Origin of the sequence: Metabacillus sp. cB07 (genome assembly GCF_016839225.1) — a bacterium.
Classification (GTDB): domain Bacteria; phylum Bacillota; class Bacilli; order Bacillales; family Bacillaceae; genus Bacillus_P; species Bacillus_P indicus.
This window is the reverse complement of the sequence record NZ_CP069296.1, coordinates 166,150-186,025: the sequence shown is the minus strand read 5'-3', so window position 1 is coordinate 186,025 and position 19,876 is coordinate 166,150. Positions and strand designations below refer to the sequence as shown.

The 19,876-nt window shown below is 46.4% G+C and carries 12 protein-coding genes, 11 tRNA genes, 3 rRNA genes and 1 pseudogene; 2 read left to right on the top strand and 25 right to left on the bottom strand.

The window, feature by feature from the left end; genetic code table 11:
• Positions 1-158: 158 nt before the first annotated feature.
• Positions 159-779, bottom strand: a complete 621-nt coding sequence (safA, locus tag JOJ89_RS01075; protein ID WP_081414245.1) for a SafA/ExsA family spore coat assembly protein — start codon at positions 777-779, stop codon at positions 159-161.
• 961 nt (positions 780-1,740) lie between these two features.
• Between safA and guaC the strand changes: the two genes are divergently transcribed.
• Positions 1,741-2,724, top strand: a complete 984-nt coding sequence (gene guaC / locus JOJ89_RS01070; protein ID WP_029286243.1) for a GMP reductase — start codon at positions 1,741-1,743, stop codon at positions 2,722-2,724.
• A gap of 66 nt (positions 2,725-2,790) precedes the next feature.
• Here the strand turns inward: guaC and JOJ89_RS01065 are convergent, their stop codons facing one another.
• From JOJ89_RS01065 to JOJ89_RS00955, 23 genes are all read right to left on the bottom strand, one after another.
• Entirely contained in the window at positions 2,791-3,210 is a 420-nt protein-coding gene (locus tag JOJ89_RS01065; RefSeq protein WP_029566306.1) for a hypothetical protein, read from the bottom strand.
• A gap of 115 nt (positions 3,211-3,325) precedes the next feature.
• A complete protein-coding gene (gene glmS, locus JOJ89_RS01060; protein ID WP_029566305.1) occupies positions 3,326-5,128 on the bottom strand; it encodes a glutamine--fructose-6-phosphate transaminase (isomerizing) in 1,803 nt (600 codons plus the stop codon).
• Positions 5,129-5,664: 536 nt separating this feature from the next.
• On the bottom strand, positions 5,665-7,011 hold the full coding sequence (glmM, locus tag JOJ89_RS01055; RefSeq protein WP_203289341.1) for a phosphoglucosamine mutase: 1,347 nt from the start codon (positions 7,009-7,011) through the stop codon (positions 5,665-5,667).
• 32 nt (positions 7,012-7,043) lie between these two features.
• The gene (locus JOJ89_RS01050; protein WP_029286235.1) at positions 7,044-8,312 is read right to left on the bottom strand and encodes a CdaR family protein; all 1,269 of its coding nucleotides are present in this window, start codon (positions 8,310-8,312) and stop codon (positions 7,044-7,046) included.
• A complete protein-coding gene (gene cdaA / locus JOJ89_RS01045) occupies positions 8,305-9,126 on the bottom strand; it encodes a diadenylate cyclase CdaA (RefSeq protein WP_029286233.1) in 822 nt (273 codons plus the stop codon). Before cdaA ends, JOJ89_RS01050 begins: the two co-directional genes overlap by 8 nt.
• A gap of 173 nt (positions 9,127-9,299) precedes the next feature.
• Positions 9,300-9,911, bottom strand: coding sequence for an anti-sigma factor family protein (locus JOJ89_RS01040; protein ID WP_029286231.1), 612 nt, complete (start codon positions 9,909-9,911; stop codon positions 9,300-9,302).
• Positions 9,912-9,927: 16 nt separating this feature from the next.
• On the bottom strand, positions 9,928-10,491 hold the full coding sequence (gene sigW / locus JOJ89_RS01035) for an RNA polymerase sigma factor SigW (RefSeq protein ID WP_029286228.1): 564 nt from the start codon (positions 10,489-10,491) through the stop codon (positions 9,928-9,930).
• A gap of 212 nt (positions 10,492-10,703) precedes the next feature.
• The gene (rocF, locus tag JOJ89_RS01030; RefSeq protein ID WP_029286226.1) at positions 10,704-11,603 is read right to left on the bottom strand and encodes an arginase; all 900 of its coding nucleotides are present in this window, start codon (positions 11,601-11,603) and stop codon (positions 10,704-10,706) included.
• Between the two features lie 184 nt (positions 11,604-11,787).
• Positions 11,788-11,860: transfer RNA gene (locus tag JOJ89_RS01025), tRNA-Ala, on the bottom strand.
• Positions 11,861-11,865: 5 nt separating this feature from the next.
• Positions 11,866-11,940, bottom strand: a tRNA-Gly gene (locus JOJ89_RS01020).
• Between the two features lie 7 nt (positions 11,941-11,947).
• Positions 11,948-12,028: transfer RNA gene (locus tag JOJ89_RS01015), tRNA-Leu, on the bottom strand.
• A gap of 14 nt (positions 12,029-12,042) precedes the next feature.
• A tRNA-Lys gene (locus JOJ89_RS01010) sits at positions 12,043-12,118 on the bottom strand.
• 52 nt (positions 12,119-12,170) lie between these two features.
• Positions 12,171-12,245, bottom strand: a tRNA-Gln gene (locus JOJ89_RS01005).
• Between the two features lie 114 nt (positions 12,246-12,359).
• Positions 12,360-12,444 (bottom strand) — tRNA-Tyr (locus JOJ89_RS01000).
• Positions 12,445-12,453: 9 nt separating this feature from the next.
• Positions 12,454-12,529, bottom strand: a tRNA-Thr gene (locus tag JOJ89_RS00995).
• 27 nt (positions 12,530-12,556) lie between these two features.
• A tRNA-Val gene (locus tag JOJ89_RS00990) sits at positions 12,557-12,632 on the bottom strand.
• Between the two features lie 39 nt (positions 12,633-12,671).
• Positions 12,672-12,746 (bottom strand) — tRNA-Glu (locus JOJ89_RS00985).
• Positions 12,747-12,764: 18 nt separating this feature from the next.
• Positions 12,765-12,837, bottom strand: a tRNA-Thr gene (locus JOJ89_RS00980).
• A gap of 1 nt (position 12,838) precedes the next feature.
• A tRNA-Asn gene (locus JOJ89_RS00975) sits at positions 12,839-12,913 on the bottom strand.
• A gap of 23 nt (positions 12,914-12,936) precedes the next feature.
• Positions 12,937-13,052 (bottom strand): 5S ribosomal RNA (gene rrf / locus JOJ89_RS00970).
• A 127-nt stretch (positions 13,053-13,179) separates the two neighbouring features.
• A 23S ribosomal RNA gene (locus tag JOJ89_RS00965) occupies positions 13,180-16,110 on the bottom strand.
• A gap of 203 nt (positions 16,111-16,313) precedes the next feature.
• Positions 16,314-17,851 (bottom strand): 16S ribosomal RNA (locus JOJ89_RS00960).
• Together the 16S, 23S and 5S rRNA genes with 11 tRNA genes alongside form the textbook arrangement of a ribosomal RNA operon.
• A gap of 240 nt (positions 17,852-18,091) precedes the next feature.
• The gene (locus JOJ89_RS00955) at positions 18,092-18,304 is read right to left on the bottom strand and encodes a hypothetical protein (protein ID WP_029566213.1); all 213 of its coding nucleotides are present in this window, start codon (positions 18,302-18,304) and stop codon (positions 18,092-18,094) included.
• Positions 18,305-18,426: 122 nt separating this feature from the next.
• Between JOJ89_RS00955 and pdaB the strand changes: the two genes are divergently transcribed.
• Complete coding sequence (pdaB, locus tag JOJ89_RS00950) at positions 18,427-19,191, top strand: polysaccharide deacetylase family sporulation protein PdaB (RefSeq protein ID WP_029282748.1); 765 nt, start codon at positions 18,427-18,429, stop codon at positions 19,189-19,191.
• A gap of 37 nt (positions 19,192-19,228) precedes the next feature.
• On the opposite strand, the pseudogene JOJ89_RS00945 reads toward pdaB, so the two are convergent.
• Positions 19,229-19,831 (bottom strand): annotated as a pseudogene (locus JOJ89_RS00945) (KinB-signaling pathway activation protein); the annotation flags it as partial.
• Between the last annotated feature and the right edge of the window lie 45 nt (positions 19,832-19,876).

Genomic DNA, 19,876 nt, shown 5'->3' with positions numbered 1-19,876 from the left:
TGTCCTCCATTTCTCTCTATGCACTCGAAATTTCATCTAAGCTTATTATAGTGGGTTTTTTAAAAAAATGAAAACAGAACTCCCGCTTATGATAAGAATCTTTTCCTGCATAAAAAAGGGCAACCCGTAAACGGATTGCCCTGTCTCCTCCTTGTCCATTATTTGCTGATAAACATCTGCGTCCAATAGTGGCCGTAAGATCCGCCTTTGGCGTACCCGACACCGATTTCCTTGAAATTAGAAGACAGAATGTTTTTGCGGTGTCCTTCACTGTTCATCCAGGCAGTTACAACACTTTGAGCTGTAGACTGTCCGGCAGCAATGTTCTCACCTGCATAACTGTACTGAATGCCGAAGCTCTTCATCATATCAAATGGAGAGCCGTATGTAGGCGATGTGTGACTGAAGTAGTTTTTGTCACGCATATCTTCTGATTTGTACCGTGCAACACGGGCAACCTCCCAGTTGGCGGCAAGCGGCTTTAAACCGTATTTGGCACGCTCTTTATTTACAAGCGTAACCACTTCGCTTTCCATGCTTTGATAAGCGCTTCCAGAAGGAATGTTAAGAGACTGTCCTGGATAGATCATATTAGCATTCTTAACATTTGGATTGGCTTTAATCAATTCAGAAACGCCAACCTGATACTTCGATGCGATTTTCCACATCGTATCCCCGCTTTTAACTGTGTATGTACTTGCAGCACTTGCTTGACTGCTGAATCCAAAGGCTAGAGCGACAACCAACAACATAAGAGAAAAAGATTTAAGTGTTTTCATAGCTTTATTTTATACGAATACTAGTTTGCAAGAATAGCGGTAGTTTTTACCGAAAAAAAGGGGTTGACTAGCGGCACTTGATTAGTCAGTCAGCAGGAGGAATGAAGTGCATCACATCGGCGATCGAAGCAGTAACCGAATCCGCCGAGGTCCTGCCTGCAAATCGTTAGCGCACTTTCAGCTGTTCCGGATACCCGGTTTGTGCTGTTAACTCGGGTTTAGAACACTTTCAGCTGTACCGGATAACCGGTTTGTGTTGTTAACTCGGGTTTAGAACACTTTCGGCTGCACCGGATACCTGGTTTGTGTTGCTAACTCGGGTTTACCGCACTTTCTCCTGTTCCGGATACCCGCTTTATGCTGTTAACTCGGGTTTACCGCACTTTCTCCTGTTCCGGATACCTGGTTTGTGCTGTTAACTCGGGTTTACCGCACTTTCGGCTGCACCGGATAACCGGTTTGTGTTGTTAACTCGGGTTTAGAACACTTTCGACTGCACCGGATACCCGGTTTGTGCTGTTAACTCGGGTTTACCGCACTTTCGGCTGCACCGGATACCTGGTTTGTGTTGCTAACTCGGGTTTACCGCACTTTCTCCTGTTCCGGATACCCGCTTTATGCTGTTAACTCGGGTTTACCGCACTTTCTCCTGTTCCGGATACCCGCTTTATGCTGTTAACTCGGGTTTACCGCACTTTCTCCTGTTCCGGATACCCGGTATGTGCTGCTAACTCGGGTTTAGAACACTTTCGGCTTACCGCATGTCACAGCACTTAATGTACGCAAACACCTCCTTTTTCCCATTGTAAAGGTTTACTTAAATTTAGAATTCCTCCTATCAATCTTCGTTTTTTTCTCTAAAAATCTTTGACATAACCATACAAATGATGTAAAGTACCAAATGGACGAACAATTAAAAGTTATCTTAACAATAACATTCGTATTTAGGGGTGTATTTTACATGGAAAATGTATTCGATTATGAAGATATTCAATTAATACCTGCAAAATGTGTTGTGAACAGCCGTTCTGAGTGTGACACAACCATTGCTCTTGGAAACCATACATTCAAACTTCCTGTCGTACCTGCCAATATGCAGACGATTATTGATGAAACAATTGCTGTAAACCTTGCAGAAAACGGCTACTTCTACATCATGCACCGTTTTCAGCCTGAGAAAAGAAGCGCGTTCATCCAGGATATGAAATCACGCGGCCTGATTGCTTCAATCAGCGTCGGTGTTAAAGAGGAAGAGTACGGCTTTATTGAAGAACTTGCGGCTGAGAATCTGGTGCCTGATTATATTACAATTGATATCGCCCACGGTCATTCAAACGCGGTCATCGAAATGATCAAACATATTAAGAAACATCTTCCTGGAAGCTTTGTCATCGCAGGCAACGTTGGAACTCCTGAAGCAGTGAGAGAGCTTGAGCACGCCGGCGCTGACGCTACAAAAGTCGGAATCGGACCGGGCAAAGTGTGCATCACGAAAATCAAGACAGGGTTTGGAACAGGCGGCTGGCAGCTTGCTGCACTTCGCTGGTGTGCAAAGGCGGCAACTAAGCCAATCATCGCAGACGGCGGCATCCGCACACATGGTGACATTGCGAAGTCTGTTCGATTCGGAGCATCCATGGTCATGATCGGCTCCCTGTTCGCAGGACACGAGGAGTCTCCTGGTGAAACCATCGAAATGGACGGAAAGCTTTTCAAAGAATACTTCGGATCAGCTTCTGAATTCCAAAAAGGCGAAAAGAAAAACGTCGAAGGCAAAAAAATGTACGTTGAACACAAGGGCTCATTGAAGGACACGCTCACTGAAATGGAGCAGGATCTGCAGTCATCAATCTCCTATGCAGGCGGAACGAAACTTGATGCCATCCGCACGGTGGATTACGTCGTTGTGAAAAATTCGATCTTTAATGGGGATAAGGTTTATTAATAGAAAAAAGGAGCAGGGGTTTCATTCAAGCCCCGCTCCTTTTTTGTATATTTAAAGAAAGATTTCTTATTCATCTCCAGTCACGATCTCAATCACCACAGCGGAATCTTTCTTATTTAATTGAGCATACTTGCTCTCAACGTCTATGACGAGTTCCACTCTGTCTTTATTCGGACTTATCCAAAGCTCATATAGAGCAGCTTTTGTTATGATTCTGCGATCCTTAGGTTGAAAGGTAAACCTGTAATCAGCAGGACGCGCCATGCTTGCTTTTGCTTTTGACCAATCAGCTTGATTCACAGTTTTCCTGACCTTATCAACCTCTTTAGTGCTGGTAATTTCTCTATCAACTTTATAAATGTTATCAACGCCTGCCCATTTTTCAACTTCAATATATTGTTCTTCATAGTCAGGATCCTCTGCACATCCTGTTAGAAAAAATAAAACCCCTATTGTCAAAATGAAGATAAACTTATGTAATCTCATAACAACTCCCCCTTACTCACTTTAGACGAAAATATGTGACAGAAGTTCCACTAAACAAAAAAAAACGGAGAAGATCTTAATGACCTTCTCCGTTTTTTTTATTTATCTGTATGATTTACTCAACCGTCACACTCTTAGCAAGGTTACGCGGTTTATCCACGTCACAACCTCTGTGAAGAGCTGCGTAGTAAGAGATCAATTGCAGCGGAATGACAGAAGCAAGCGGCGTCAGTTCTTCGTGTACAGCAGGAAGAACGAAACGGTCGTCTTCTTCTTCTAAGCCTTTAAGGGCGATAATGCATGGGTTGGCTCCGCGTGCTGCTACTTCTTTCACGTTTCCGCGGATGCTTAGGTTAACATGCTCCTGTGTTGCAAGCGCGATAACCGGCGTGCCGTTTTCAATTAGTGCGATCGTTCCGTGCTTAAGCTCTCCTCCGGCAAAACCTTCTGCCTGAATGTAGGAGATTTCTTTCAGCTTCAGGGCGCCTTCAAGTCCTACATAGTAGTCGACTGAACGGCCGATGAAGAAGCAGTTGCGTGTTGTAGAAAGGTATTCGCGTGCAATGTATTCCATTTCTTCTTTTTGATCGCAAAGGACTTCCATTGCGTTTGCGACAATACCCATTTCTTTTACGATATCAAAGCTTAGGTCAATGCCTCTTGCTTCAGCTGTAACTGCTGCAAGGATCGCAAGTACGCCTAATTGCGCAGTATATGCTTTTGTAGAAGCAACGGCAATTTCAGGTCCTGCATGAAGCAAAAGCGTGTGGTTTGCTTCACGTGAAAGCGTAGAACCAGGTACGTTAGTGATCGTTAGTGCCTGGTAGCCAAGCTCTTTAATTTGAACAAGTACAGCACGGCTGTCTGCTGTTTCACCGCTTTGTGAAATAAAGATAAACAGCGGTTTTTCAGAAAGAATCGGCATGTTGTAAGAGAATTCACTTGCAACATGAACCTCAACAGGTTTCTTTGCCCATTTTTCAATGAACTGTTTACCGACAAGTCCGGCATGATAGCTTGTTCCGCACGCCACGATGTAAAGGCGGTCAGCAGCATTCACTGCATCGACAATAGCCGGGTCCATCGACAGCTTGCCTTGGTCGTCCTGATATTTTTGAATGATCTTCCGCATAACAAGCGGCTGCTCATCGATTTCTTTAAGCATGTAGTGAGGGTATGTTCCTTTTTCGATATCGCTTGCGTCAAGCTCAGCTGTATATGGAGCACGCTCAATAACTTCACCCTGAAGGTTCTTAATCGTAACAGCTTCGCGTTTTACAAGGACGATTTCTTTATCCATTAGCTCTACAAATTGGTCTGTAACCTGCAGCATAGCCATTGCATCTGATGCAACAACATTGAAGCCGTCACCAAGACCGACTAGAAGCGGGCTTTTGTTTTTTGCAACAAAGATTGTTTCCGGATTTTGCTCATCTAAAAGGGCAATGGCGTAAGAGCCTTTTAAGATCGACAGTGTTTTGCTGAACGCTTCTTCAACATCTGCACCCTGGTTTACAAACTTCTCAATAACCTGTACCACAACTTCTGTGTCTGTGTCACTCGCAAGAGCTACGTCCTGAAGGTATTCACGTTTAAGGCTTGAATAGTTTTCAATGACACCATTGTGAACAAGCGTAAAACGGCTTGAAGCACTTTGATGGGGATGTGAGTTGCGTTTGCTAGGGGCGCCATGAGTCGCCCAGCGGGTGTGACCGATTCCAGCTGTAGAAAGAACATTCGCATCTACTTCTTCGCGAAGAATAGCGATGCGGCCTTTTTCTTTAAACACATGAACTCCGTCTTCATTTATTACAGCAATACCAGCTGAATCATAACCGCGGTACTCAAGCTTTTCAAGACCGCGAAGCAAAATTTCTTTTGTATCCTTTTGTCCAATATAACCAACGATTCCGCACATACTAAAGTATCCTCCCATTAGGCGGGGGACAGGCCAAGTCTCGGGGACCTGTTAATCTGTCCCCTCACACATGTCTATATTTTTAGGTGATTACGTTCTTCCCTTTGTGCAAAAAGTTGCCTCTTTGTTTTCAGGAGAGAGCTTGCGGCTGTAATCGTCAACCGGGAGGCATCCGCCGAACTTTCGATAATCCTCCATCCTCGTCAACTAAGCTTTTTTCGTTCTGCTCAGTTCAGGCGCTTTTCGTAAAACGTACTAACTATGCTCCTTTCTCTGTCTAAAATCAAAACACAAAAGTAATCTTACTATACGACAATCAAATCGTCAATTCGTTTTGTGATTCAGAAAGATGCACCCTTTAGTATATGAATTACGAAAAAGATTGTTCCCCCGCTTTCATACCCTGTTCATCCGGTTTTTCAAACCTGTCGGGAGGAGACAATGAGGTATATTTAGTATGGGGCAGCAAAAGATGCAAATATGTCTGTGAATATTAGCTAAAAAAGACCTGCCGCTGCCGGCAGGTCTTTCAATCCTTATTCTGTTCCCATTTCAGCTTTTACAACGGCCACGATGCGTGACACATATTGCTCGCAAAGCTCTGCAGTCGGAGCTTCAGCCATCACGCGGACAAGCGGCTCTGTACCGGAAGGACGCACCAGGATGCGGCCGTCACCGTTCATTTCCTGCTCCACTTCGGCAATGATCTGCTTTACTTTCATGTTATCCGTAACAGCATGCTTATCTGTCACTCTGACATTAATCAGAAGCTGCGGGAATTTCGCCATTTCTGAAGCAAGCTCAGAAAGAGATTTTCCGGTTACTTTCATGATATTTACAAGCTGGATGGCTGTAAGAAGGCCGTCACCCGTTGTGTTGTGGTCAAGGAAGATGATATGCCCTGACTGCTCTCCGCCAAGGTTATAATCGCCTTTTTTCATCTCTTCTACAACGTAGCGGTCACCGACAGCTGTTTGAGCGCTCTTCATGTTGTTCGCTTCAACTGCTTTGTAGAAACCAAGGTTACTCATGATCGTTGATACAACCGTTTCTTTTTTCAATCTGCCATGTTCGTTAAGGAATTTTGCACAGATGAACATGATTTGATCGCCATCGACGATATCGCCTTTTTCATCAACAGCGATAAGGCGGTCGCCGTCGCCGTCGAATGCAAGTCCAACATCCGCTCCTTTTTCTTTCAGGAAGGCAGCAAGTGCTTCAGGGTGAGTAGATCCTACACCGTCATTGATATTCAGGCCGTTCGGCGTTGTTCCCATTGTGGAAACATCTGCATCAAGGTCTGCAAAAAGGTGCGTTGCAAGGGATGAAGTCGCTCCGTGTGCACAGTCAAGCGCAACGTGAAGACCTGTAAAGTCCTCATCAACTGTCTGCTTCAGGAACTGCAGATATTTCTGGCCGCCTTCAAAATAGTCGTTTACCTGTCCCAAATCTGATCCTACAGGTCTTGGAAGTGTATCTTCTGCCTGATCCATCAGTCCTTCGATTTCAAACTCCTGGTCATCTGACAATTTAAATCCGTCCGGGCCAAAGAATTTAATGCCGTTATCCTGAACAGGATTGTGGGATGCTGAAATCATCACGCCAGCCTGGGCTCCAAGTGCTTTTGTCAAATATGAAACGCCTGGAGTTGAAATGACTCCCAAACGCATAACTTCTGCTCCGATTGAAAGAAGTCCCGCTACAAGGGCACCTTCAAGCATGTGTCCCGAAATGCGTGTATCTCTTCCAATCAGCACTTTTGGACGTGTTGAATCCTTTGTCAGAACATATCCTCCAAAGCGTCCAATTTTAAATGCCAGTTCAGGTGTCAGCTCACTGTTTGCAACGCCTCTTACACCATCAGTTCCAAAATACTTTCCCATTCTAGTATCGCTCCTTTTGACTGTTTCAATCATCATGATTGCTTAGAAGAAATCTTTACGTTCACTTGCTCTTGCGGCAGGCTCCACTTAATGTCCTGAGGTCCGTTCACTTCAACTTTCACGTCGTGTTCACCGTCCGACAGGTCATTCACATTGATGAAAAGCTCGAGGTCGGAAGCCTTCATCTTCTCAAGGACGTTCGGCGCTGCTGTTACACTCAGATCAAGCTCCCTTGATTCAGGATCTGTAAACTGAAGGATTTTCCCTTCACCAAGTCCTCTGATCCGGACAGGCAGATTCTCAAATACGCGCTCTTCTTCCTTATCAACGTCAACTTTAATTTGTATTTTTTCCGGGCTTACTTTAGTCGCACCGTCAGGAACGGGGATATCAACATCCAGTACGGTGTCATCTTTGATCTTGCTCAGGTCCACTGTCACCCCGTCAATAAATTCAAGAGGATTCAGAACATCCTGCGGACCATAGACGGTCACTTCATTCGGCACAGCCTCAATGCTCGCTATGCTGATTCCTTCACCAAGCTCGCCCTCATTTTTAATGTTTAAAGGCAGCTTTTTGCTCGGGCTTGTAATCGGCACCGTCACGTCTACAACGGACGGATAGGCTTCAACAGGAAGGATATTGCCGTCTTCGTCGTACACCGTCACCTTTGATTCCTGCTCCAATGTTTCATTCGCATTTTGCAGGTTCACTCTTGTTTTGATCAGCGCAATGCTGTCAATAAGGGTTTTGGATCCTGTTACCCTGACAACACTTGGCTTTACAATCGGATCCTGTGCCGTATATCCGGCTACTATCTGGTTTTTATTAATAAAATCCACTTCAACCGGGAAATCACGTGTTACTTTTTCTTCTACATTCACCGTAATGACCGAAGGATTTAAATTCACTTCCAGGTTATCCGCTATATTTTTATGCTTCAGTTCAATTCTGTGTGAGCCGATTGAAAGGTCAGACAGCTCGGCATAAATTTCAAAGTCCTTCAGCTGCTTTGCTTTCAAAAGGGAGTTGGTCGGCCCGCTTAATGTGACATCGACGGTCTCCGGAACACCTGTTATCACCACATTGTCCTGGTCCTGATACGTCTTTACTTCTACATCCTGAATGGTCTCTGTCCCTTTAGATGATTGAGAAGGTGCAGAAGGGAAGACAGATGTAACAGGTCCTGTCGTCTGCTTCTTTGGTGCAGGAGATTCGATGTTGACAGATATATAGAGCATAAGCGCCATAAGCAGCGCGATGATTCTCATGACCCAATGATTGTTTATCATCTTATCCATTCTTCTTCCCCCTCCACTGCCACAGGTTTGAAGAAGCGGCTTTCGCCTGTTTTCCAAATTCCGAAACGAGTATCTCACTCAAAGCTTCAACCGTCAAATTTCTGTGAAGCTCGCCGTTTCTCGTTACCGAAATACTTCCGGTTTCCTCCGATACAACGATTGTAATACTGTCTGTTACTTCACTGATGCCGACTGCTGCGCGGTGCCTCGTTCCAAGCTCTTTTGAAATAAACGGACTTTCAGAAAGAGGCAGGTAGCAGGCTGCTGCTGCAATCTGGTTTTTCTGAAGAATGACAGCTCCGTCATGAAGCGGAGTGTTCGGGATAAAAATATTGATTAAAAGCTCAGAAGATAAAGCTGAGTGAAGCGGTATGCCCGTTTCTATGTAATCGCTCATCCCTGTTTCTTTTTCAATTGTTACGAGTGCGCCGATACGGCGTTTTGCCATGTAATCCGTTGCTTTCAGGATGGCATCAATAATTTTTTGCTGTTCTTCCTCCTCTGGGGCCCCGCTTCTTGAGAAAAGTTTTCCCCGTCCCAGCTGCTCCAGTGCTCTCCGCAGCTCAGGCTGGAAAATAATAATAATCGCAAGAAAACCCCATGTTAACGCTTGGTCCATGAGCCATTGCAATGTTTGCAGCCCTAAATACTGGCTGAGTGTCCGAACGAGGATAATCACGATAATGCCTTTTAAAAGCTGAACGGCCTTCGTGCCCCGTATCACCATAATCAACTTATATATAACGAACCAAACCAGGAGAATATCAACGGCGATGCCGAGGTAGTGCAAGAATGGAAAATCCTCAAGTGCCATATTCTCTTCCTCCATCAGTTTTAGTCATTTGCACAGGACTATAACTACGATATTATATCATATAATCTGCAATTAAACCGTATTGTAGTCATTTAAGGACGGACAGCCTGCGCTCCAGAGTCCATATATCACGGCACCCCTTTCAGACAATAAAAAAAGGCCGCCGGGGCCCATTACTGAAAAATATCGACGACCTCTTTTGCAAGAGACTTCATTTGAAACCAGATCCACTCAAAGGCTTCATCAATTTCTTCAACTTTGCCTGTCACCTGGCCGGCTGAAGCCATATACCGCTCACCGTTAATGACAGTCACATCTCCCTCTACTTTTCCCTCGATCTTCAATGTACCGCCCTTGACTGTTACATCTCCCTGAACCGTTTCGCCTTCAGGAACGATAACCGTATTATTTTCAACAACCAGATTCGGCTGTTTGGATACACTGAAGTCTGAATCTCCCGACCAGGAAGAAAACAGGCTTCCTGTCATCAGCAGCACAAACAGGGAGGCAGCCGCAAGCATCGGATGACCTTTAAGCCACCTGCCAACACCTACTCGCTTCTTTTCTTCAGGAAGGCTGTTCATAACTGCCTGCGTGAAATTAGACGGAGCTTCAATATGTGAGGTGCTTTGCACCAGGGCGATGGATTTCTCCAGTTCATGCAGGTGCTGTGCACATTCAGTGCATGACTGAAGATGTTCTCTGAGGATCCTTTCATCCGCCTGCTTAATATCATGATCAAGATACTGATGAATCCGCTCGATCATTTCCTCTGAACATTTCACTTAACATCACCTCTACTTATAAATGCCTTAATTGCTTTCTGAGAGCTTCCCGTCCTCTGTGAATTCTTGTTTTTACCGTCCCGATCGGCATATTGAGAATTTCACTGATTTCAATTAAAGAAAGCTCATCTATATACTTTAATACGATGACCGACCGATATTTATCAGGGAGCTTTAAAATTTCTTTCTGAATCATTTGCTGAAGTTCCATTGTCGCAACCTGATCCTCAGGCAGCGCAACATCCGCTGCAACCTGGGAATACATAGTGAGCCCCTCTGTTCCGGCAACCTCTGCATCCAGATAGTAATCGGGCTTTTTCTTTCTGATCCGGTCAATTGTCAGGTTCGTTGCTATGCGGTACAGCCATGTTGAAAACTTTTTATCCATATCGTAGCTGTGAATGTTGACGTATGCCCGTATAAACGCTTCCTGAGCAATATCCTCAGCCTCATGAGAATTCCCAAGCATGCGGTAGCAAAGCTGATAAATCTTGTCCTTGTACAGATCTACAATTTCGGCAAATGCATTCTGGTCGCCTTTTTTCACTTGTTTAATTCTGTTTTTTACGATCGTCTCCATGATACCCCTTACCTCCGCACAAATCGCGGATTCCCCTTATTACGTATAAGCCGAATAAAAGGTTTCATTTTTTTTCACATAAAAATAGTTTAACAAATTTTAGGTGTCCTGTAGATGGCTTTTGAGGAGGTTTATCTTAAATCTATCTTAAAAGAATCCCGTAAAAATGGAAAGGGCATAGCCTCAATCGGCTATGCCTTTTGTACCCGTTATTATTTGAGCTTCTCTCCGAATAAAGAGCCCATTAAAGCAACAGCAACTGTTGCGGTTTTATTTTTTTCATCAAGAATCGGATTTACTTCAACAAACTCTGCTGATGTGATAATCTCTGATTCTGCAAGCATTTCCATGGCAAGATGGCTTTCCCTGTAGCTGATGCCGCCAATAACAGGTGTTCCGACACCAGGTGCATCATGAGGGTCAAGTCCGTCAAGATCCAATGATAGATGAACTCCATCCGTACGTTCCTTCAAATACTCGATGGTTTCCTCCATCACCTTCGTCATACCAAGGCGGTCAATTTCATGCATGGTATATACTTTGATTCCCTTTTCCTTAATCAGCTCTTTCTCACCCTGATCAAGCGACCTGGCACCTATAATCACAATGTTCTCAGGCTTTACTTTAGGTGTGTAGCCTCCAATTCTCGTGAGTGCCTCATCACCGATTCCAATGCTGACAGCAAGAGGCATACCATGAATATTGCCTGATGGTGACGTTTCTCCAGTGTTTAAATCGCCATGGGCATCGTACCAGATGACTCCGAGATTCTCATAGTGCTTTGACACCCCTGCAAGCGTCCCGATTGCAATGCTGTGGTCTCCGCCGAAAACAAGTGGAAAAGAACCCGATTTGATCGCTTCATCCACCTGATCTGAAAGCTTCACACTGGCCTCTGACACCGCTTTCAAATTTCTCAGGTTATTGGCTGCTTCTTCTTCTCTGTTCGCACGACCAATCTCAATATCGCCCTTATCTTCAATCTTATAGCTGAGCCCTTCTAATCTCTCAACAACACCGGCATATCGAATCGCACTCGGCCCCATATCGACACCGCGGCGCATTTGTCCAAGATCCATTGGTACTCCAATAATTGATATTCTTTCTTTCATCTCAATCATCCCCCTTATTAGAAGCCTGTGCCTCTATTGTACGTTCAAAAAGGGAGATGACTCAACTCGACAAAATTATGTATATATATACAGAGTTTTCTGTTAAATAAATGACTCAATAACTCCTCCGAACCATTTTTGGAAAACAAAAAAACCTAAGACCATATAGTCTTAGGTTTAAAGATGGAGCCTAGCGGGATCGAACCGCTGACCTCCTGCGTGCAAGGCAGGCGCTCTCCCAGCTGAGCTAAGGCCCCGAATATGGAGCGGAAGACGGGATTCGAACCCGCGACCCCCACCTTGGCAAGGTGGTGTTCTACCACTGAACTACTTCCGCAACATCATGCGGGTGAAGGGACTCGAACCCCCACGTCAAAGACACTAGATCCTAAGTCTAGCGCGTCTGCCAATTCCGCCACACCCGCATATTAAGGAAAAATGGTGTGCCATGAAGGACTCGAACCTTCGACCCTCTGATTAAAAGTCAGATGCTCTACCGACTGAGCTAATGGCACATAAATGAATTCAGTCTTAAGATCCTGCGCAGACACACAGTTCAAAAGAAAATGGCTGGGCTAGCTGGATTCGAACCAGCGCATGACGGAGTCAAAGTCCGTTGCCTTACCGCTTGGCTATAGCCCAATGAAAGTATGTAATTTATAAAATTGGAATTGACCGTAAAAAGGTTTATGTTAACTAACCTTATTATTTACAGTCCAGACAAAAACTATTCAATTCCAGCTTGTCTAAATAAAATGGTGGAGGGGGACGGATTCGAACCGCCGAACCCGGAGGGAGCGGATTTACAGTCCGCCGCGTTTAGCCACTTCGCTACCCCTCCACATTTCAGTGGTGCCGGCGAGAGGACTTGAACCCCCAACCTACTGATTACAAGTCAGTTGCTCTACCAATTGAGCTACACCGGCATTTGAAGTAAGATTATTTAATTCTTATGGTGGAGGATGACGGGCTCGAACCGCCGACCCTCTGCTTGTAAGGCAGATGCTCTCCCAGCTGAGCTAATCCTCCAGAAGAAAAGAATGTTTAGTATTTCACATAAAAAAACAATGGTGACCCGTACGGGATTCGAACCCGTGTTACCGCCGTGAAAGGGCGGTGTCTTAACCGCTTGACCAACGGGCCAGTTGAAGTTGTAATGTAAGCTCCCAACCGGGCTTGAACCGATGACCTCTTCCTTACCATGGAAGTGCTCTACCGACTGAGCTATGGAAGCATGGCTCCGCAGGTAGGACTCGAACCTACGACCGATCGGTTAACAGCCGATAGCTCTACCACTGAGCTACTGCGGAATAATATAATGATTTGTTCACAAGCCTGGCAACGTCCTACTCTCACAGGGGGAAACCCCCAACTACCATCGGCGCTAAAGAGCTTAACTTCCGTGTTCGGCATGGGAACGGGTGTGACCTCTTTGCCATCATCACCAGACATAGTGACAAAAATTATTATACTATGAAATCCGAAGATTTCAAGCTTTTTTTGAAAGAAGTTATTCTTTCAAAACTGAATAACGTTTGATAACAAGATTCACGTGCAACTTACGCTTAGTTAGACTGTGGTTAAGTCCTCGAACGATTAGTATCTGTCAGCTCCACACGTCACCGCGCTTCCACCTCAGACCTATCAACCTGATCATCTTTCAGGGTTCTTACTCACAAATGTGATGGGAAATCTCATCTTGAGGGGGGCTTCATGCTTAGATGCTTTCAGCACTTATCCCTTCCGCACATAGCTACCCAGCGATGCCTTTGGCAAGACAACTGGTACACCAGCGGTGCGTCCATCCCGGTCCTCTCGTACTAAGGACAGCTCCTCTCAAATTTCCTGCGCCCACGACGGATAGGGACCGAACTGTCTCACGACGTTCTGAACCCAGCTCGCGTACCGCTTTAATGGGCGAACAGCCCAACCCTTGGGACCGACTACAGCCCCAGGATGCGATGAGCCGACATCGAGGTGCCAAACCTCCCCGTCGATGTGGACTCTTGGGGGAGATAAGCCTGTTATCCCCGGGGTAGCTTTTATCCGTTGAGCGATGGCCCTTCCATGCGGAACCACCGGATCACTAAGCCCGACTTTCGTCCCTGCTCGACTTGTAGGTCTCGCAGTCAAGCTCCCTTGTGCCTTTACACTCTGCGAATGATTTCCAACCATTCTGAGGGAACCTTTGGGCGCCTCCGTTACATTTTAGGAGGCGACCGCCCCAGTCAAACTGCCCGCCTGACACTGTCTCCCAGCCCGGTAAGGGCTGCGGGTTAGAATTTCAATACAGCAAGGGTAGTATCCCACCAATGCCTCCACCGAAGCTTGCGCTCCGGCTTCCAAGGCTCCTACCTATCCTGTACAAGCTGTACCAAAATTCAATATCAGGCTGCAGTAAAGCTCCACGGGGTCTTTCCGTCCTGTCGCGGGTAACCTGCATCTTCACAGGTACTATAATTTCACCGAGTCTCTCGTTGAGACAGTGCCCAGATCGTTACGCCTTTCGTGCGGGTCGGAACTTACCCGACAAGGAATTTCGCTACCTTAGGACCGTTATAGTTACGGCCGCCGTTTACTGGGGCTTCGGTTCAAAGCTTCGCTTGCGCTAACCTCTCCCCTTAACCTTCCAGCACCGGGCAGGCGTCAGCCCCTATACTTCGCCTTGCGGCTTCGCAGAGACCTGTGTTTTTGCTAAACAGTCGCCTGGGCCTATTCACTGCGGCTTTTCAGGGCTATTCACCCTAAAAAGCACCCCTTCTCCCGAAGTTACGGGGTCATTTTGCCGAGTTCCTTAACGAGAGTTCTCTCGCTCACCTTAGGATTCTCTCCTCGCCTACCTGTGTCGGTTTGCGGTACGGGCACCTCTCACCTCGCTAGAGGCTTTTCTTGGCAGTGTGGAATCAGGAACTTCGGTACTAAATTTCCCTCGCCATCACAGCTCAGCCTTATATGGGAAGCGGATTTGCCTACTTCCCGGCCTAACTGCTTGGACGCGCATATCCAACAGCGCGCTTGCCCTATCCTCCTGCGTCCCCCCATTGCTCAAATGGTGAGGAGGTGGTACAGGAATATCAACCTGTTGTCCATCGCCTACGCCTTTCGGCCTCGGCTTAGGTCCCGACTAACCCTGAGCGGACGAGCCTTCCTCAGGAAACCTTAGGCATTCGGTGGAGGGGATTCTCACCCCTCTTTCGCTACTCATACCGGCATTCTCACTTCTAAGCGCTCCACCAGTCCTTCCGGTCTGGCTTCGACGCCCTTAGAACGCTCTCCTACCACTGTTCGTAAGAACAGTCCGCAGCTTCGGTGATACGTTTAGCCCCGGTACATTTTCGGCGCAGAGTCACTCGACCAGTGAGCTATTACGCACTCTTTAAATGGTGGCTGCTTCTAAGCCAACATCCTGGTTGTCTAAGCAACTCCACATCCTTTTCCACTTAACGTATACTTTGGGACCTTAGCTGGCGGTCTGGGCTGTTTCCCTCTTGACTACGGATCTTATCACTCGCAGTCTGACTCCCGAGGAGCAAGTCTTTGGCATTCGGAGTTTGACTGAATTCGGTAACCCGATGAGGGCCCCTAGTCCAATCAGTGCTCTACCTCCAAGACTCTCATACTCGAGGCTAGCCCTAAAGCTATTTCGGAGAGAACCAGCTATCTCCAAGTTCGATTGGAATTTCTCCGCTACCCACACCTCATCCCCGCACTTTTCAACGTGCGTGGGTTCGGGCCTCCATTCAGTGTTACCTGAACTTCACCCTGGACATGGGTAGATCACCTGGTTTCGGGTCTACGACCACGTACTAATTCGCCCTATTCAGACTCGCTTTCGCTGCGGCTCCGTCTCATCAACTTAACCTTGCACGGGATCGTAACTCGCCGGTTCATTCTACAAAAGGCACGCCATCACCCGTTAACGGGCTCTGACTACTTGTAAGCACACGGTTTCAGGATCTTTTCACTCCCCTTCCGGGGTGCTTTTCACCTTTCCCTCACGGTACTGGTTCACTATCGGTCACTAGGTAGTATTTAGCCTTGGGAGATGGTCCTCCCGGATTCCGACGGGATTTCACGTGTCCCGCCGTACTCAGGATCCACTCTGGAGGGAACGAAGTTTCGACTACAGGGTTTTTACCTTCTATGACAGGCCTTTCCAGGCCGCTTCATCTACCCCGTTCCTTTGTAACTCCGTATAGAGTGTCCTACAACCCCAAGAGGCAAGCCTCTTGGTTTGGGCTGATTCCGTTTCGCTCGCCGCTACTTGGGAAATCGCATTTGCTTTCTCTTCCTCCGGGTACTTAGATGTTTCAGTTCCCCGGGTCTGCCTTCAGTACCCTATGTATTCAGGTAAAGATACTGTTCCATTACGAACAGTGGGTTTCCCCATTCGGAAATCTCTGGATCAAAGCTTACTTACAGCTCCCCAAAGCATATCGGTGTTAGTCCCGTCCTTCATCGGCTCCTAGTGCCAAGGCATCCACCGTGCGCCCTTCATAACTTAACCAAAATTGGTCAATCGTTTGTTTAGACTGTAAAGTCTAAGAAAATCACTATGGTAAGCGTAAATCTCAGTGAATTACTTGTTATCAATTACGTTATCCAGTTTTCAAAGAACAACCGGCAGATCAGAAATGATCGCCTTCTTTCATATAGAGAGAATGATCTCTCAAAACTAAACAAAAACCAAAAGCGACCTCATATCCTTAGAAAGGAGGTGATCCAGCCGCACCTTCCGATACGGCTACCTTGTTACGACTTCACCCCAATCATCTACCCCACCTTAGGCGGCTGGCTCCTTGCGGTTACCCCACCGACTTCGGGTGTTGCAAACTCTCGTGGTGTGACGGGCGGTGTGTACAAGGCCCGGGAACGTATTCACCGCGGCATGCTGATCCGCGATTACTAGCGATTCCAGCTTCATGCAGGCGAGTTGCAGCCTGCAATCCGAACTGAGAATGGTTTTATGGGATTGGCTAAACCTCGCGGTCTCGCAGCCCTTTGTACCATCCATTGTAGCACGTGTGTAGCCCAGGTCATAAGGGGCATGATGATTTGACGTCATCCCCACCTTCCTCCGGTTTGTCACCGGCAGTCACCTTAGAGTGCCCAACTGAATGCTGGCAACTAAGATCAAGGGTTGCGCTCGTTGCGGGACTTAACCCAACATCTCACGACACGAGCTGACGACAACCATGCACCACCTGTCACTTTGTCCCCCGAAGGGGAACCTTCTATCTCTAGAAGTGGCAAAGGATGTCAAGACCTGGTAAGGTTCTTCGCGTTGCTTCGAATTAAACCACATGCTCCACCGCTTGTGCGGGCCCCCGTCAATTCCTTTGAGTTTCAGTCTTGCGACCGTACTCCCCAGGCGGAGTGCTTAATGCGTTAGCTGCAGCACTAAAGGGCGGAAACCCTCTAACACTTAGCACTCATCGTTTACGGCGTGGACTACCAGGGTATCTAATCCTGTTCGCTCCCCACGCTTTCGCGCCTCAGCGTCAGTTACAGACCAGAGAGTCGCCTTCGCCACTGGTGTTCCTCCACATCTCTACGCATTTCACCGCTACACGTGGAATTCCACTCTCCTCTTCTGCACTCAAGTTTCCCAGTTTCCAATGACCCTCCCCGGTTGAGCCGGGGGCTTTCACATCAGACTTAAGAAACCGCCTGCGCGCGCTTTACGCCCAATAATTCCGGACAACGCTTGCCACCTACGTATTACCGCGGCTGCTGGCACGTAGTTAGCCGTGGCTTTCTGGTCAGGTACCGTCAAGGTGCCGGCAGTTACTCCGGCACTTGTTCTTCCCTGACAACAGAGTTTTACGATCCGAAAACCTTCATCACTCACGCGGCGTTGCTCCGTCAGACTTTCGTCCATTGCGGAAGATTCCCTACTGCTGCCTCCCGTAGGAGTCTGGGCCGTGTCTCAGTCCCAGTGTGGCCGATCACCCTCTCAGGTCGGCTACGCATCGTCGCCTTGGTGAGCCATTACCTCACCAACTAGCTAATGCGCCGCGGGCCCATCTGTAAGTGACAGCCGAAACCGTCTTTGAATGTCAAACCATGCGGTTTGACATAGTATCCGGTATTAGCTCCGGTTTCCCGGAGTTATCCCAGTCTTACAGGCAGGTTGCCCACGTGTTACTCACCCGTCCGCCGCTGATCTCCGAAGAGATCCGCTCGACTTGCATGTATTAGGCACGCCGCCAGCGTTCGTCCTGAGCCAGGATCAAACTCTCCGAAGAAAATTTGTGACTCATAAATGTTGCTGACTTAAAAATTTAAAACGTTTGGTACGCTTTTGGTTTTGTTTAGTTTTCAAAGATCATTTTCGCTCGTCATTGGTGACGGCTTATATAATTTAACATGGTGACCATCACTGTGTCAACAGGATTTTTTGAAGTTTTTTAAGGCTTTAAAAATCCATTTGTTTCTCAGCGACGAAGAATAATATACCATCATTTCCACTTCAAGGTCAATATATTTTATAAATTATTTTTCATAAAATGAAAATCAATTTTCCCGCTTATGATTTTGTATAAGTTGCCCAGCAATTCTCTTTTTTCAAGAAGTGATCTTTTTTGAACAAATGTGAGACTGTCGTCAATAAGAATATTGCTTATGATCTGAAGTTCCTGTTCAAGCAGCAGCTCCATTTCCTGAGCTTCTTTATCATTGAAGATAAACCCTTTTGACATGTGATCCTCCTCTAAAGATGCGTAAGTTTTATCATTATGGCACAACTTGAATTTTTCTAATCATATTCTTCACAGCTTGGCATACATATGAGACAAGAACATTAGGGACGGGGCTGATCAGAATGAACAATTTCTATGTACTGCATATAAAAAAAGTGAAACAGCTGCTCATCATTGTCATTGCCGCTCTCTTTACTGCCGGTATTCTATATATAGAAAATGTCCTTCAATTTCCCGTTTTCTCAACAGCAGACGGACCAAAGGCTGTTTTCAGGGGAGAAGAGAAAGCAAACAGCGTTTCCCTTACGTTTGACATCAGCTGGGGGGATGAAAAGGCAAAGCCGATTCTTGATACCCTCAAGAAAAATGGTGTGACGAATGCGACGTTTTTTCTATCTGCAGCCTGGGCTGAGCGGCACCCTGAGATAGTGAAACAAATTGTAAAGGATGGACACCAGGTCGGGAGCATGGGATATGCCTATAAAAACTACACCTCGCTTGAGGCAGATGAAATACGGCGTGATATTCTCATGGCGCAGGATGTATTCAGCGAACTCGGACTGAAAGATATAAAACTTCTCCGGCCGCCAACAGGCAACTTCAATCAGGAGATTCTGACGATAGCCGAAAGATACGGATACACTGTCGTTCATTATAGTGTAGATTCAGATGACTGGACCAATCCAGGTGTCAGCACCATTGTGAAAAATGTAAACGATGCGGTTCAGGGAGGAGATATTATCCTGCTTCATGCCTCTGATTCCGCCAAGCAGACACAGAAGGCACTTCCGCAAATTGTTGAAGGGCTGAAGCAAAAAGGTCTGAATAACGTAACGGTAGCGGATTTAATTTCGGGAGGAACAGCCAAATCAACGGAAGTGAAATAATCTTATGAAAAAAGCTGAGCCCGGAATTACAGGGCTCAGCTTTTTTAGCTTGAGATAATTTAGATAAGAGCAGCAGCTGATAGGCATTGCATATAAGCAGCGGAATCAGCATTAAGTACAGCCAGTCACCTTCATTTACACGCAATGCAGGCACCCACTCGACCGTTGTAACGACTGTCATAAAAAACAGGGCCGGTATGAAAGCCATTTTGTTTGTCTGTTTCATCTTGATATAAGCGACCGCTGCACTGAATAACAGCAAAAATAAGGCAACCATAAGATAAGAAACAACTGAATCACCCTCTGCTGCGAACAGCTGATAGCGGAAATAGACGAGATCAAAGATGACAAACAGGATCAGAACAATCTGAATGGCATTCCATAAAGCAGCCGTCCGAAAGATTCCAAGTCCGAACCGGTGAATCGTCAAATAGGCGAAAAACCCCATTTGGCTGATGATGCTGAAAATAAATCCGACTCCGACAAGCCAAAGCAATATGGAAAGAATCTCAACAATGTCAAACGACAAGAAAAACTCTTTATAATCTCCCCATCTTAAGGCAAAACCAGTAATACTCGTAGTGATGCCGCCAACAAGCAGAGTCGATAAAAATAACCGAACCCAATTTCTACTGTTCACAATTGTATCCCCCAATATGTATTCTACTCCAAAAATTTTACCAGT

Coding starts and splice junctions, on each gene's coding strand:
- glmS (WP_029566305.1), bottom strand. CDS start 5,128: ATGTGCGGAATCGTTGGTTATATTGGACAAAAGGATACAAAAGAAATT.
- rocF (WP_029286226.1), bottom strand. CDS start 11,603: ATGAAAGAAAGAATATCAATTATTGGAGTACCAATGGATCTTGGACAA.
- safA (WP_081414245.1), bottom strand. CDS start 779: ATGAAAACACTTAAATCTTTTTCTCTTATGTTGTTGGTTGTCGCTCTA.
- pdaB (WP_029282748.1), top strand. CDS start 18,427: ATGAACAATTTCTATGTACTGCATATAAAAAAAGTGAAACAGCTGCTC.
- glmM (WP_203289341.1), bottom strand. CDS start 7,011: ATGGGAAAGTATTTTGGAACTGATGGTGTAAGAGGCGTTGCAAACAGT.
- sigW (WP_029286228.1), bottom strand. CDS start 10,491: ATGGAGACGATCGTAAAAAACAGAATTAAACAAGTGAAAAAAGGCGAC.
- JOJ89_RS01050 (WP_029286235.1), bottom strand. CDS start 8,312: ATGGATAAGATGATAAACAATCATTGGGTCATGAGAATCATCGCGCTG.
- cdaA (WP_029286233.1), bottom strand. CDS start 9,126: ATGGCACTTGAGGATTTTCCATTCTTGCACTACCTCGGCATCGCCGTT.
- guaC (WP_029286243.1), top strand. CDS start 1,741: ATGGAAAATGTATTCGATTATGAAGATATTCAATTAATACCTGCAAAA.
- JOJ89_RS01065 (WP_029566306.1), bottom strand. CDS start 3,210: ATGAGATTACATAAGTTTATCTTCATTTTGACAATAGGGGTTTTATTT.
- JOJ89_RS00955 (WP_029566213.1), bottom strand. CDS start 18,304: ATGTCAAAAGGGTTTATCTTCAATGATAAAGAAGCTCAGGAAATGGAG.